13 protein-coding genes are annotated in these 15,037 nt (G+C 37.0%); 9 read left to right on the forward strand and 4 right to left on the reverse strand.

The annotated features are described in order from the left end of the window. Positions 1 to 29 precede the first annotated feature (29 nt). From DXC01_RS12365 to DXC01_RS12390, 5 genes are all read left to right on the forward strand, one after another. A complete protein-coding gene (locus DXC01_RS12365) occupies positions 30 to 4,082 on the forward strand; it encodes a DUF3849 domain-containing protein (protein ID WP_243111619.1) in 4,053 nt (1,350 codons plus the stop codon). Continuing rightward, positions 4,079 to 4,312 (forward strand): transposon-transfer assisting family protein, encoded by a 234-nt coding sequence (locus DXC01_RS12370; protein WP_062807169.1) that lies wholly within the window; start codon positions 4,079 to 4,081, stop codon positions 4,310 to 4,312. Before DXC01_RS12365 ends, DXC01_RS12370 begins: the two co-directional genes overlap by 4 nt. Continuing rightward, on the forward strand, positions 4,309 to 5,160 hold the full coding sequence (locus DXC01_RS12375; RefSeq protein ID WP_118619057.1) for a YodL domain-containing protein: 852 nt from the start codon (positions 4,309 to 4,311) through the stop codon (positions 5,158 to 5,160). Before DXC01_RS12370 ends, DXC01_RS12375 begins: the two co-directional genes overlap by 4 nt. Before the next feature lie 574 nt (positions 5,161 to 5,734). Next, positions 5,735 to 7,024 (forward strand): group II intron reverse transcriptase/maturase, encoded by a 1,290-nt coding sequence (ltrA, locus tag DXC01_RS12385; protein ID WP_118619055.1) that lies wholly within the window; start codon positions 5,735 to 5,737, stop codon positions 7,022 to 7,024. A gap of 206 nt (positions 7,025 to 7,230) precedes the next feature. Then, positions 7,231 to 8,388 (forward strand): hypothetical protein, encoded by a 1,158-nt coding sequence (locus DXC01_RS12390; protein ID WP_118619053.1) that lies wholly within the window; start codon positions 7,231 to 7,233, stop codon positions 8,386 to 8,388. A gap of 92 nt (positions 8,389 to 8,480) precedes the next feature. Here DXC01_RS12390 and DXC01_RS12395 read toward each other — a convergent pair whose 3' ends face one another. The 4 genes from DXC01_RS12395 to DXC01_RS12410 form a co-directional block, all read right to left on the reverse strand. Further along, the gene (locus tag DXC01_RS12395; RefSeq protein WP_062807209.1) at positions 8,481 to 9,101 is read right to left on the reverse strand and encodes a PBECR4 domain-containing protein; all 621 of its coding nucleotides are present in this window, start codon (positions 9,099 to 9,101) and stop codon (positions 8,481 to 8,483) included. A 306-nt stretch (positions 9,102 to 9,407) separates the two neighbouring features. Continuing rightward, the gene (locus tag DXC01_RS12400) at positions 9,408 to 11,069 is read right to left on the reverse strand and encodes a relaxase/mobilization nuclease domain-containing protein (protein WP_062807175.1); all 1,662 of its coding nucleotides are present in this window, start codon (positions 11,067 to 11,069) and stop codon (positions 9,408 to 9,410) included. A 1-nt stretch (position 11,070) separates the two neighbouring features. Continuing rightward, complete coding sequence (locus DXC01_RS12405) at positions 11,071 to 11,478, reverse strand: plasmid mobilization protein (RefSeq protein WP_062807176.1); 408 nt, start codon at positions 11,476 to 11,478, stop codon at positions 11,071 to 11,073. Between the two features lie 360 nt (positions 11,479 to 11,838). After that, positions 11,839 to 12,165 (reverse strand): helix-turn-helix transcriptional regulator, encoded by a 327-nt coding sequence (locus DXC01_RS12410; RefSeq protein ID WP_062807177.1) that lies wholly within the window; start codon positions 12,163 to 12,165, stop codon positions 11,839 to 11,841. A 190-nt stretch (positions 12,166 to 12,355) separates the two neighbouring features. Between DXC01_RS12410 and DXC01_RS12415 the strand changes: the two genes are divergently transcribed. From DXC01_RS12415 to DXC01_RS12430, 4 genes are all read left to right on the forward strand, one after another. Next, positions 12,356 to 13,078: a LytR/AlgR family response regulator transcription factor gene (locus DXC01_RS12415; RefSeq protein WP_070100027.1), complete on the forward strand. Its 723-nt coding sequence runs from the start codon at positions 12,356 to 12,358 to the stop codon at positions 13,076 to 13,078. Beyond that, positions 13,059 to 14,336, forward strand: a complete 1,278-nt coding sequence (locus DXC01_RS12420; RefSeq protein WP_062807179.1) for a sensor histidine kinase — start codon at positions 13,059 to 13,061, stop codon at positions 14,334 to 14,336. The genes DXC01_RS12415 and DXC01_RS12420 overlap by 20 nt, the downstream gene beginning before the upstream one ends. 137 nt (positions 14,337 to 14,473) lie before the next feature. After that, entirely contained in the window at positions 14,474 to 14,623 is a 150-nt protein-coding gene (locus DXC01_RS12425; protein WP_118619051.1) for a cyclic lactone autoinducer peptide, read from the forward strand. Between the two features lie 15 nt (positions 14,624 to 14,638). Next, complete coding sequence (locus DXC01_RS12430; RefSeq protein ID WP_062807180.1) at positions 14,639 to 15,022, forward strand: hypothetical protein; 384 nt, start codon at positions 14,639 to 14,641, stop codon at positions 15,020 to 15,022. Positions 15,023 to 15,037: the final 15 nt, after the last annotated feature.

A 15,037-nucleotide genomic window follows, 5' to 3' on the forward strand; every position in this document is an offset into this window, starting at 1 on the left:
ATTATAAAAACATGGGTATAATGCTTCAAATGGAAACATTAACATTTGAGGCTGAAAGTGTTGCCTATGTGGTATGCAACCATTTTGGACTGGATACATCGGAGTATTCCTTTTCCTATATTGCGAGCTGGTCTTCCGGTAAAAATATGAAAGAGTTTCGTGCTTCTATGGACACCATCCGTAAGACTTCTGCTGATATGATCGGACAGATTGAGGAAAAACTCAAGGAACTTCATATCGAAAGGCCAGAGCAGGAAGTAACTGCTGTGGAGCAGACAGAAGAACTGAGTGTCATGCAGTATGCGGAGCAGACCATCAACCGTCTGGAACAGGAACGGACGATTTTCAGCAATGACCAGAGAAACCTTATCGTGAATTTTGCTTATAAACTGGATGACAGGGAAGCGACGGAAAAACTGGCAGAGAATCTTGCAGAATCTATTCTGGATGGAAACAGGGAAGCGGTACTAAAACTGATTGGAGAAGCGGAGGAACAGATTGACAGTCTGCCGGATTCGATGATCGGTTTATCAGAATTGCATGAAGCCGGATTTTATTCAGAAAGTATGCTTCCGCTTACCAGGGAACGGGCAGTGGAACTGCACCATGAGGGAGTAACGATTTACGGGCTGACCGGAGCAATTGGCGGTCAGGAGCAGTCGCAGAGGGTTATGAATCTGGAATTGGATATTTTAAAGCATGACGGGTTATTCGGAGTGACGAAATTTGAATGGGAAAATTACCGGAGAAGCCAGGAAATGGTTATGATACCAGAAGAAAAAGTAAAGATCAAAGAAACGCTTCTTCTGGAAAGCGATGGAAACCGTTATGGTATTTATCAGATCAACAGCGGACAGGAAGAAAGAGGGTATCAGTTTTTAAGTCTGGAAGCGGCAAAAGAAATGGGATTTACCGTAGATGGTAAAGACTATCAGATGGTTTACAGTGAAAGACTGAGAGATGCTACGACACTGGATAACCTTTTTGAGCGATTTAATATAGAACGTCCAAACGATTTTACCGGGCATTCCATGTCAGTCAGTGATGTGATCATTATGAACCGGGGCGGCAGATTAACCGCATACTATGTGGATTCCTTTGGATTTACAGAACTGCCGGACTTTGTGGCACAGAGAGTTGAAATGTTAAATGCCAATCCTGTAAAAGCGTATCCGGAAGTTTATATGGGAACTTTGGAAAAGGCTATGCAGGAGAGAAATGTAGATGCTTACCTGGATTCCAGAAAACTGAATATCGACTGTAAAAATGCAATCGAACAGGCAATCGCAGAAAACTTTGATGGCATGAGCCTGAAAGCGGATACTGCAATAGGTGTGATTGAAAAATATGGGGAAGAACGAGTTGCCTTTGTTCTGGCAAATACATTGAAACAGCTTTCCCATGATGGAAGATTTTCTGATGGCAATAAGCAGTGGGCAGATGGCATTGATATTCCGGAAAATATCAGCAGGGGAATGGATCTGAACAGAGATTATATTGTGGAAAGCCATCCTGCAGTCCTGAATGGCTTCATTGATATGGCAAGAAACGAAATCCGCACCCGGAAACTGGAAGAGGTGCTTGGCGTGAAAAATCAGCATATCACTGAAACTACAAGAGGGTATGAAGCAGACGGACATACAGGTACATGGTATGCGATTGATATGAAAACTTATCATGGGGAGCGATTCTTCCAGATGCGGAGTGAAGAATACGGTCAGGATGTGGCAGATATTATCGTATCGGAAAATGGAACACTGGTGGCAGAGGACATCTGGCATGGATTTGATGAAGGAGCCAGGGAAGCTATTTCAGAATATCTGGAAGAAAATGGTGCAACAGTATATGACCTGATGAATCTTCCAGGACAGGCAACCGTTATCTTGGCAGACGGAACAGTTATGAAAATCATGGAACAGCAGCCAATCAGTACGGATACATGGGAGCCGACACTGATCGGACAGAATCTGCGGGGGGAAGAACAGAAATTCAGTTTTTTCGAGATACATAAAGTCAGAGAAAATAATGGCATTGATCTGAAAATGCCAGAAAATCATTATATTGACCAATATTATGTGATTGAAGATCTGGCAGCAAAAGGTGGGATGAAGATTGAGAGATATAAGGATCTTGGAGCTGCCCTTGGAGCATATTACTCTTTGCCTAACCATAAAATGAAAGCTCTTGGAATTGAGAATACGGCACCGCTGCGAGGCAGTCTTGATTTTATCCAGTGCAAGAATGGAGTAGATACGCTGATCTATGATTGCCAGGAAGTGGAAGGCTGGCTGAATCCGCAGATATACAATACTTTTAAAGAGATAGGCAACAGTCTGGAAGTGCATGATACAGAGATAGCATACCAGATTGGAGATCAGTATTTCACAATTCAGACGGTAGAAGACGGTTATGATTATACGTTCTATGATAAGGATTATCTGGAAATGGATGGCGGTGTCTACGATAATCCGAATATTTCTATTTCAGAAGCAATGGAGAATATTTTAGAGGAAGAAGGATTGTCCATAGAAGATGCAAATGTGATAGATTATGAAGAAATGTATGCAGAAATTGAATATGCAGAAGAAGAGAGACGGGAGAAGATACAGTTTGAACGTAATTGTCCAAAGGCTTTTTTTGATGGTTATGACAGGAAAGCGGCATTAAAAAATTATGAGGGAATAACCGTACAATTTAAAATGTCTGGTATGTATTTAACAGTGCAACCGACTGAGGAAGGCTATAAATATCTGGTTTATGATCAGGAACTTCATGAAATTTCAGGAGATGCCTGTGGAAATCCAGAAGATTCTATTCAGAAAGCAATGTATGCCAGTCTAAAAAATGAAGGATTGGAAGATGTTGAATGTGTAAAAGTTGATGACAGGGAGTTTCGGGATAAGGTAATCAGTCATTCTAAAGAAGTGCTAGCCAGTGGAGATGTTCGATTCACTTCAGAACTTGGCAGATGTGAAACAGCATTGAATGGGATGGGCAGGGCAGAAATTGAATATGAAGTTTTATTTCATGCAAGAGCTGTGCTGGAAGAAATGGGACTGGAAAATGAAGTTACATTGATTGGGGCGAGAGTACATGGTTCCAGAAGTAGAGATGACCTGTATCGTGCAGATTCTGATCTTGATGTGGTGCTTTCTTATCGAGGAAATATTCGAGAGGATAGTTTTTTTAACGAATTGAATTCGTATGGTATGGCAATAGCAGGCATTAAAGTAGATATTACCCCAATCTTAGAAGAAAGAATTACTTTGGCAGAGTATATAAAGGAATCGGAAGCCTATCTTGATCAGCAGGAAATCAGGAAACTCGCAGTGGACTTGGATAATTTTAGTTATGAATATGATACTTATGAATATAAAGATACCGTTGAAAATAGGGAAGAACAGGTTGAGAAACTCACAGAGGATATTTTGAACAAGGAGACAGCAGGTTTAAAAGACTGGCTGACTGAGGTGGCAGAAGAATCGGATATAGACAGCGATGTAGTCACTGCCCAGTCATTACTTTCACGTCTGAAAAATGCAGAAACACTTTCTGTTTTTACCAGACAGCCAGAGCAGAAACAGCCGGAAGACACGATCACTTTTTATGTTGCGGAGTGTATGGAATTTCCTGTTATGGGTGAGTATCATGAGAACCTTACCCTGGAAGAAGCCTTACGCATTTATGAATCAATTCCTGCAGAACGCATAAATGGAATAAAAGGTGTTGGATTTGAACTGCATGATGGAAGCGATTATGACGGACCGTATGATCTTATGCGACTGGGAAAAGTTGACCGGGAAGGTGTGGAGATGATTCAGCATTATAAGGAAAGTCCATTAGTGCAGAAAGCAATGGATGATGTAGAAAAATATTTTGACTCAAAGCAGGAGATTACGAAAATAGAGGAAAAAGCAGTTGAAGATAAGTCTGTACCAAAAGAAAATCTTTCGCAGCCAAAGAGCAGAAAAGAATCTGTTCTTCAGGCACTCAGAGAGCGTCAGGCGAAAATAAAAGAGCAGGAGCAGAATATGTCGAAAGAAAAATCCAAGGCACATAAGAAGGGAGATGTAACATTATGATGGTAAGGTTTGAGGAAGATGAATATATAGCAGTGGCAATTTTTGATGCAGGAAACCGGGTACAGACAATGGAAGCAATGGATGAGATTTTTTCATATCTGGACGAAGATATGAAGCTGCTGATTTTCACGACGATTCAGAAACTCTATTATCTTAGCGATGAGGGATATGAAGAATTGCAGAAAACGGTAGAAATTTATAAAGCAGATCTGGAGGTGGATGGAGAATGAGTAGAAGTCAGTTTGCAGTTTACCAGTTAAAAAAGAAACCGGAATTGAGAAATCTTCTTTTCCGTACCTATGAAGAACTTGCACAGGATCAGATTCCTGTGCAGGTGGCAAATTATGAACAGGTGTATCTGGGAACAATGAAGCCGGGAGAAACACCAGAGCAGATAAAAAAGGAGCTGGAGAAGAAACAGCCGCACAATTATAAAGGTCATGCAGTCAGTACCAGTGATGTGCTGATCCTGAATGATGAGGGTGTCATGACCACTTACTATGTAAACAAAGACACTTTTATAGAGATTCCTGACTTTATGAAAGTCACATCTTCAGAAAGCGGTGGACTTACCAAAGATACAGTCGGATATGAAATAGAGGGAAAAGACGGAACATGGGAAGTAATAGATTATCTGTTGGTAGAGGGGAAAAATTATTTTCTTATGGAACATGAGCAGTATGGGAAAGATGTTGCGTATGTAGTCTTAGATCAGAAAGGTAATGTGCTTGTAGACAGCACCTACAATGGATTTGATGATGTAGTAAAACAGAAGATTCTTGATTCTCTGCATCCGCCAGTGCAGGAGCAGACAGAAGGCTATAAACCGAAATTGGATAACTGGCAGAAGTACATGGAGAATGGAGAATACCTGCGAAGTGCGGAAATTACAGAGGAAGCAAATTATAATATGATTGACGGACTTAAGAATAATGCTGCACCAAAAGATAAAAAGAACCATCAAAAAGAATCTGTCCTTGCAAAACTAAATGAGAAAAAGGAGGAAATTGCAAGACGCACTGGACAGAAAGCTATGCAACAGGTAATGGAATCTGAGGGAGAACGTACCAAAAAATAGAGCAAGTAGAAGAGAGGCTGGTCACATAATTGTGGCTGGCTTTTTCTATGTAGTGTGTCCAGCGAAGCTGGACCACACTTGCCGGTGTAAGTCCGGTCACGGTAATCGCCAGTGAGCCGTGTAGCTAAACTCGGTGCGCTGTAGTAATACAGGGTGCTAAGCGAGTGGATAAAGTAACCTTGATAAAAGGTGCAAGCAATCATACAGACCGTAACATTAAGTGAATTCTGTCGTATCGTTAAAAAAGGTCTCTGAAAAGAGAACAAAGGGGAGTTGAGCCTTGTGCATATGGGCGAAAACCATGGAATGTGCGAAGAAACTGGAAAGCAGCACAGAAGAACCCCTCGGTATATAGGAAGCGGTATATATGAAAAGTGTGGTTCGGAACTGGAGAGACCCTACCCATCACCGAAAGGTAAAAAGAAAGCGTATAAGCTTGGCGAAATCGTATTTCTGATGGGAGGGAGTCGGAGAGGAACATAGTACCGATAATGACTGTGCAAGAAAACGCAGTCTATGGGAAGGTTCCTTGCTTCATTCACGTTTGTAGAGAGGGTAAGAGTGAGAGAATGTCATGCAGACTAACAACTCCAAAGAAAAAGTTCGACAACTTCAAAACAAACTATATCTGACAGCCAAGAAATGTGATAGCCGAAGATTTCATGCACTTTACGATAAGGTATATCGGGATGATGTACTTTTTGAAGCATGGAAACGGGTAAAAGCTAACAAAGGTTCCAGTGGTGTAGATGGTATCAGAATCGAAGATATTGAAGAGATGGGAATTGAAAAATACCTGTCAGAAATCAAATTGGAACTGATGGATGGAAAGTACAAACCATCTCCAGTGAAGCGAGTTATGATACCAAAACCAGACGGAAGTGAAAGACCTCTTGGAATACCAACAGTCAAGGACAGAATTGTGCAGATGGCTGCCAAGATAGCAATAGAGCCAGTATTCGAAGCTGACTTTAGAGATTGTTCCTATGGATTCCGACCGAAAAGAAGTGCCAAGCAAGCACTGGAAGTGGTAAGGAAAGCGTGTAACAACAAGGGCTATTATGTAGTAGACGCAGATATTGAGAAGTTCTTTGACAACGTAAACCAAGATAAGCTGATGAAACTGGTAGAGCAGAGAATATCAGACCGTAGGATATTGAAGCTGATAAGACAATGGTTAGTATCAGGAGCATTATACGGAAATGTACTGACAATTTCTGAACTGGGAACAAGCCAAGGTTCAGTTATATCTCCGTTATTGGCAAACATCTACTTAAATACACTGGACAGACTGTGGGAAAAGTATGGACTTACTCACGGTATTCTAGTAAGGTACGCAGATGATACAGTAATCATCTGCAAGAATAAGAAAAGTGCAAATCACGCACTGGACTTATTGCAGTACATCATGGCAAAACTGGATTTAAAGCTACACCCAGTAAAAACAAAGATTGTCAGCCTGTGGGACGGAAAAGAGGGATTTGACTTTCTTGGAATGCACCACAGAAGAATGACAACGGAAACAAGCAAAGGACAATTGTATAAAGAAACTTATCAGTACCCGAGCAGGAAAGCCATGAAGAAGATGAAAACAGAAATCAAAAAGAATGTAAACGGTCGAAGTCTGTTAGTTGCAAAGGAAGAGGATTTAATAAAGAATCTAAATCCGAAAATCACAGGTTGGAAGAATTATTATTCCACCAAAACAAATGAGAAATGGATGCAGGCACTAGACTGGTACATTATCTGTACCTTTACAAGATGGTATAACAAGAAACACCAAAGGCGTAAACATATGTCAAGAGTGGGATTTGTTAGGAATAGCATTTACGAAAAAGGATTAAAGAAAATGGCTAGAGCATGACGTAATGCTGTAGAAAGAAGAATGTCGGAAAGCCGTGTGAGGGAGAACCTCATGCACGGTTTGATGAGGGGAAAGAGGGCGGATGCCCTCTAACCTACTCTACAGGTAATAATTTAATATACACCATAAACTTTAAATAGATAGGGATATATGATATTATAATAAAGCAAGACATAATTAATAGAAGTATGGAGAAACTGAATATAGTGTGGATAAAAAAATGGAAAATAAAAAGAAATTTAATTTCAGTAATGACGAAAATAAAGGCTTTTTTTGAAAAAAGAAATTGGAACTATGTTGCGATTATTGCAATTATATTTGGTGGAGCAGTAGTAGTATACACATCATGTTGGATTAATGATTCGGACAGAAGAAATATTGCTGTTGGAATTGGAACAGGAATTATTACATCAGCATTAGTTACGTTATATCTGGAAATTATAAATGCCCAAATCGAGCGAAAAAAATTACAAAAATATAAAAAGATGATATTTAGTCCATTGTGTGATTCAGTAAGAAAGCTATATATTCATATTATATTAAACATTGATGAATATCGAGTAAGAGAAGAAAAGAAGACATTATTTTTTATTCCTATGAAAGAAACAAAAGAAATTTCAGATTTTTTTAAGAAAATGCAGGAGATTGATATAGAGAGTATTACTGAGGAAAAAGAAAAGAGAAAATTAGAAGAATTTTCAACTATCTCTTTGGTGTATTTTAAAGAGATAATTAGTCAGTATGAAGGTCTACCGTTTGAAAGCCTGTTGTTGGACAATATTATTACCCAAGAAGAATATGATAACTTAAAACATTTTACACTGATAAATGAATGTAAGAAATGTATCCATATGTTGAGTGATAATAATATGTTGGATAAAGACAAGTATTATACTAGCGTCCATTTAAATCATTGTATGTTGTTGTTTATGAATAGATTAGCAAGAATGTTTAAGTTTATTGAAGTACAAATAGAAGCAGAAAACAAGTGGATCAAGACTCATTTAGACGATATATATTATAATGAAGTATATCTTTTTTCAGACGAATATGTAGAACAATGGGCTGAGAGGGCAGAAGCAGAAGCTGAGTATTATGCAGAACATCCAGAAGCATTTGAAGATATGGAAGAAAGCGAAGAAGATAGATTATTTGAAAAAATAAACGAAGCTATATGGGCTGGAGATGTGGAAACTATAAAAAAATGTTTTCCTCAAATTGATAAAAATGATAAACAAATACAAGCAGAATTGACATGGATTGTAGCTAAAGATGTTATGAAAAATAGAGAATTGCGTGAACTATATTTTCAGAAATATGGAGTAAAATATAAAGTACGAAAAGAAAAAAGGAGAAATTCATAACGCAAAAACAGATAAAAAGTATTTGTTCAATAAATAAAGGGAACACATAAGAAGAATAATTTGTGTTCCCTCTATTTATTGAACTGCTAATTTTACATGTTTGGTTTGGATAGGTAATCATAATCTTTTGGAAAAGTGATATTGTCCCAGTCTATTTTTTTCGCTTTGTAAACTAATTCGTTATATACGGAGTCAGATCTTTTCCGGCGATATGTAGCAATGACCTGTAATGGAAGTCTGGTAGCAGTCCGAATATCTATATTTAACACCGTATTTGGTACATATTCAGAATAAGGAGTTTTTACAAAGCCAAGACAGGCTTTTACGCCACCAGCTAGTTTTTCAGTGTATAATTTCGGGTTGCAGCCATTGAAATCTCCAACCATTTTTGCAGAAATATTTTTGACCATAAGTTGTGGCAGAATTTCTAGTTTTAATTGTGTAGTTCCATCAGGGGCAAATGAAAAATCATCGGGACTTAACTTATGATTCAAACAACGCTCATAAAAATCAGTAGCAGTAGTTTTATCTGCTAATTTTATGCCTGTCAGGTGAAGAAAATTATACGGATTAAAACTTACTTCCAAAGAAGAAATATGTTTATGTTTATCTTTTAAAATGAATAAAAGCTGATATCCGTCAAGATTCTCTTTATATTTAACGGCACAATCTGTGATGATGGAAATAGCTTGTTGTTTGGTATATTTTGCCATGTTATGACCTCTGAAATCTGTAAAAATATTTAAAGGGAGATTACAATGCCGTAGCATTGTGCATCTCCCTTATAGACTGATTTTTCTGTTGTCCGCCAACACTCCAGCTCATATGTCTGGCTTTGCTTTCAGGTTTTTCTGTTGCCTGCCAACTCTCCGATCCACGTTCGGCTTTCGTTTCGGATTTTAGGTGTCAGCCACACCAACAGGATGTCGCCTGTTTTCCTATTTATAGTATATGCGATAAAATGAATTTAGTCAACGGAGAAAATGAAAAATAATTTGGAAATTTTCTCATTGAGATTTTTAGCGGAAGTAGGAATGTCCTTGTGAGGTTTCGTGCAGAGTTTCTTGGATATGCGGGTGCCTAAGAATAATATTTACATTAGAGCATACTGTACGAAGTTCCCGTTCATATTCACGCCGGGTGTTAAATTCATCCCGCTGTACGGTCTGCAATTTTGTTAAACGATTTTTTTCTTCACGCAACATTTTCAGGGTAGGAAGTTTTTGACCCTGTGATTTTTCTCTGAGTATTCGGAGAGCAGACTCATAAAGAGTGAGTTCTGCCCGGTGATCGTCATAAAATTTTTCTTTATTTCGACTTTTTCGGTAATCGGAATAGATGGATTTGTTGGCAAGGTACTGTCCGGTGTAATGAATCTGTTCATTTATATTTTTTAAAGCGTCTTCTGTGGATTTCAGAGTATTTCTGGCATCAGTGCTTTGGGCAGAGGCATTGGAAAGGGCAGTATCTAAATCTTCCTTGCTCTGGAAACCATGTTCCTGTACATAGGCAACAGTCTGAGCCATCATCTTAAGATTAGACAGCTTTACCTTTTGTGCGTATGCCTGACTTTGCTGTGTCTTGATACAGTGCTGCAAATCTGTTACAAGTCGTAAATCAGATTTTATAAAAAGGAAAGAGTGTGTAGTTTCGTCAGTTTGGACAGAAGCTGACGATTTTGACTGTTCTGAAAAATCTGTAACTGGTCTGTCAGTAGAATGTGACTTTTCAGCGTGTTGCCTGTTGGAGTTCTCCTGGAATACCTGCATAAGATGATTTTCTTCATAAAGCGTTCCGAGATTTCTTCCAGTGATGTATTTTTGACGATTAGGATGCAGGTAGCTGTATCTGCCACGACTGACTTTAAATGTGATATTATATCTATCAGACAGCAATCTGGAAAATTCTTCTTGTGATGTTGCCTGTGAAGCAACTGCATCAATCGCATCACGAAGGTATTGCTTCTCCGTTTGAAATGTTGTCTGTCTTGGAGTAAGTCCTTTCTTTTTCAGTTCTGCATTGTGTTCATCGAGATTTTTTTGACTTCTGCGTTTTGCCCAGTATTCTTTTTCAGATATTTTCTTTTCTGCGGGGTTCAGAAGATCTACCTGGTTTAGTCCATTGGAACGGCACATATCCATAACTTTTTGCTTTAAGTAGATTCTGTATCTGTCAGAAAGATGATGTTTATATCCGGCTTTTGAATCCCGGTCAAATTCCATATAGGGCTGTGGTTCTGTATTATATTTTCGCACACTGTTGATTACAATATGCACATGAATATTTCCACTGCCATTATGACCATCAGTGTGGGTGCAGACAAGAGCCTGGTGTCCGGGAAAATTCTCTCTGGCATATTCTACGCCAAGTTTCTGTGCCTGTTCTCCGGTCAGACCATGTTCTTCCTGATCTTTAGGATCAAAGCTGATGATGTAGTGATGCGACTTAATCTCATTAAAAGATTGATTTTTATGAAAGAAAGCGTTAGTTTCCCGACATTCTGCATCAAATGTAAACGGATCACAATTTATACCATCCAGATAATATTCTTCACGAAGAAGCATATTCCCATTTTCATCAAGAATTGGTTTTTGTGTATATTCATCATGTTGGAAAATCAGATAGCGTTCAGTTTCTCCATAATCGGCATTTTTGCTTGCAATATGCTTCAGGATTGCCATATTAGTTTTCTCCTGCGCTATTTCTATTATTTGCATTGACAGTGATAAAATCTCCAGCCAGTTTTATTACTTCGTATTTTAATTTATAAATTTCAGTAATGCTCTTTTTGATTTCGTTGCGCATTTCCTGGGAATGAAGTCCACCAGTATTAAAGTAACGAGCTATCTGGTTCAGATTGCTACCAATCTTTCCAAATTCAGCAATTAATTTTTTTAACTCCGGTAAATCTGCCACAATTTCATATTTCACAATTACTTTTTTATTTGTTATTTGTTTACGGACATACTCTGCTAACGGGAGGCTTGCAACTTTTGCGTTTTCTGCAATTATTTCATATTCAGTATTGGTGAGACGGAGCATGATATGACGAGTATGCCGTAAGTTTTTATCTTTTTTTGGTCGTGCCATTTTATAGTTCCTTTCAAAATAAAGATATTTCTATATATAAAGCCGATTTGAAAATATCAGGCGGTAACACAATAAAAAAATTTATGGATTTTTCGTGATAGATATGATTACGATGCGACTGTTTTTTACAGGAGCCAAGTATGCATATTAGTGAAAACTGTATTATCTGAGGGTATGGGGAGCAGAATCCCCATCAAGATTGCCGGAAAGTCGAAAGCCACGAAGTGAGTTTTGAGTTACTCAGGCGAAACTTGCTCTATAGTGTTGAAAAATTGCTGCTTATAAATATATATAAACCAGAAAAAATAGGTGAGCAAGATTAAAATAAATAATTCTTGTTCACCTATTGGATAATAGAATTTAATTCCTTGTTATTCGCTTTAAAACGGATGAAAGTAATAATAAATCTTCTTCAGAAAATTTACTAATATCTGAAATAATAGAATGTAACAAAGTAGGGTTCTGAAAAGATGGATCAAAAAATTCAGTAGGAGTAATATCGAAGTACTTACAAATATCTAAAAAAGTATTCATAGAGGGTAATATTCTGCCGGAACTAATTGATTGTATATATCCTTGCGAACGACCGATTGCTAAGCTCAAAGTGTATTCGGAGATTCCTTTTTGACAACGTAATTCAGTAATTCTATTTTTGATAAATGTTGAAAAATCAGTTTCCTCATTCATTCATGACACCTCCTATACATATTGTAAGTGTTTTAAAATAATTTTATTCGATTTTAAATATCTATTTGACAATTATTTTGATGAAAAATATACTATAAATACCTAAAAACGGTTTTGAGTGAAGATTTAAAAGGAGATGACTTGCATGAGTAATACCGAGAGAGTATTATACTTCCCGGAGGGAAAAATCATGAAGACTATAATTTGCGATGATGAAAAAAGCACATGTTCCGAGCTAGAAGAGATTATACTGAAATATGCGAAAGAGAAGAGCGTTTCACTTGTGACAGAAGTTTTTTATTCTGGAGATACTTTGTTGGATTATTTGAAAAGAGAGAAAATAAACATTCTTTTTCTGGATATAGAATTGCCAGGGAAAGATGGAGTTATGGTAGGCAAATATATAAGAGAGGTTCTTGAAGAAGAGAATATATTTTTGATATATATATCTTCAAAGGAAAATTATGCATTACAGCTTTTTCAAAATCGTCCGTTTGATTTTTTGGTAAAGCCCATAGAAGCGGCGAAGATATATCATGTTTTGGATAATATTTATCGTATATCGGGAAAAAATAGTGTGGGATTTGAGTTCCAAACTCAAAATAGTACATATCGCATTTCGTATAAAGATATTTTGTATTTTCAAAGTACTGGAAGAAAAATTAATATTGTAATGAAAAAAGAGATCAGAACATTTTATGGAAAATTGAATGAGATTGAAAAACGAATTCCAGAAAATGTTTTTTTAAGAATACATAAATCGTATTTAGTAAATAAAAATTATGTAAAGGAATTTACATACGAGTGGGTAAAAATGCTGAATGGAGATGTACTAAATATAAGTAAAATTAATCGTGCAGATGTACGAAGAAAGATTTTGGAGAGTGCTGCAGATGAGTTTAAAAATATTTAATGATATTATAGCGTTACTGGCAAATGCATTACGTTTTTACGCATTGAAGTATTTTGTTGGTATTTTTGTGCAAAAAGAAGAGAGTAGATGGAAGCATGTCTCTATTTTATATATTATAGGCTGGGCATGGACAAGTGCGATAAGCTTGCTATTTTCCTCTCCGGCTATGAATATTTTGTCAAACATTACAAGTCTTTTTTTGATTTTTTTTCCATACCGCATAAAGAAAACAAAGAAATGTTTGGCTGTATTTATTATATATGTGATTAATGCTTTGGTTGACAGCATTGTCATTTTATCTTTAACAAAATATACGATGGGACAGCCGGTGAATCAGGTATATGAATGTATCACCAGCTTTGCTTTATTATTTATTGCAATTATTATCCAGAGGACAACAGAACCCGAAAAAGAAATTACATTACCGGCATTAAATATGGCTGCACTTTTAATGGTTCCTGTTGTCAGTATTGTATATATATATTATCTGATTATTGTTGCGCATGAAATAAAAGAAATTGTTATTTTTGCAGCACTGGCACTTCTTTTTATTAATATTCTCATCTTTTATCTGTATCATTCACTCCTTAAATTTTATTCTGCCCGTATGAATGAGCAGGTGTTTAAACAGATGTTAGAAGTTTATTCTTATCAATTAGATATAGCCAGAGAATCGGAAGAACGGGTGAAAGCATTGAGGCATGATATAAAACATCATATCATTGAGTTGTCTGCAATGGCTAAAAAAAATAATAATGACGACATGATAAAATATTTAAGCGGCATGAAGGATTTTATGCTAAATCCAAAAGAATATTCAACTACAGGTAACCAGGAAATAGACGGAGTATTAAATTATATGTTGCAGAAAGCAAACGAGACGCTGAATCAAGTAGATGTTCAAATAAATATTCCGGAAGATCTATATTTTAATAATTTTAATATTTGCGTGATTTTGGGGAATCTGGTAGATAATGCAGTAAGAGAGGCCAGTAAATCGAAGGAAAAGTTACTAACTATAAAAATGCAAATAAAACAAGAGGTGTTATTAATCTTTATAGAAAACAGCTATTCAGGAAAAATCCTTGAAAAGAGAAATGGACTGCAGACAACTCAGCCAGAACTTGCAATACATGGCATTGGATTAGAAAATGTAAAAAAGGTGGTCATTGCCAATGGAGGAGAAATAAAAATAGATTATACATCTAATAGATTCTGTGTTCAGGTCCTTTTATATATGTCGCGGATTAAAAACTAAGAGACTCGTTAGGGGTCTCTTTTTTACTTGAAAGGAAAGTCTAATTTTGACAAAATCGTGGGCGAATTTTGACAATCGAATAAATAATCAATAATTATATGCTACAATTCAATCACTTCAAAGGGAGGTGCAAGCCAATGGATAAGAGAACTTCTACAAATGGGAACAAGGTATTGGGGTACATAGCAAAGAGGATAGCTGTAAGAGATGCCAATACAACCTGTCCTTTCTTAGGATACCAGCCTAAACTCCCAACAGCTGTAAAAGAATTAAAGAATTTAAAATGAAAGGAGCTTCAAATTATGATGAACAAAAAGATTAAAAGAGCAATGTGTGGATTAGCTGCCTCTTTATGTCTGGTAGGCAGTACAGTTCCGGTATTTGCTGAAACAGTTGATTTTAATGTAACTGTACCAGGAGATATTCTTTCTAAGAGAGCTGAAAAAGCTGATTCTGAGCAGCGGTTTTATGTAACAGGAACTTCGTTTAATAAGACGGGAACATTGAACTGCAGGTCTATTAATCGAAACAATAGTGCAATCCAGTCAAACACAGCATCAATTTCCCCGAGTAAATTGTCGGGCAGTGCATCATATCGTAGCTATGCACCATCAGGGCAGTATTATTATATGACAACATCCGCCAGTGTATCAAATCTTCATGTGACTGGACGGTATACACCGTAATACTTTGTGAATAAA

Origin of the sequence: Blautia sp. OM07-19 (genome assembly GCF_003481595.1) — a bacterium.
Taxonomy (GTDB): domain Bacteria; phylum Bacillota; class Clostridia; order Lachnospirales; family Lachnospiraceae; genus Blautia_A; species Blautia_A intestinihominis.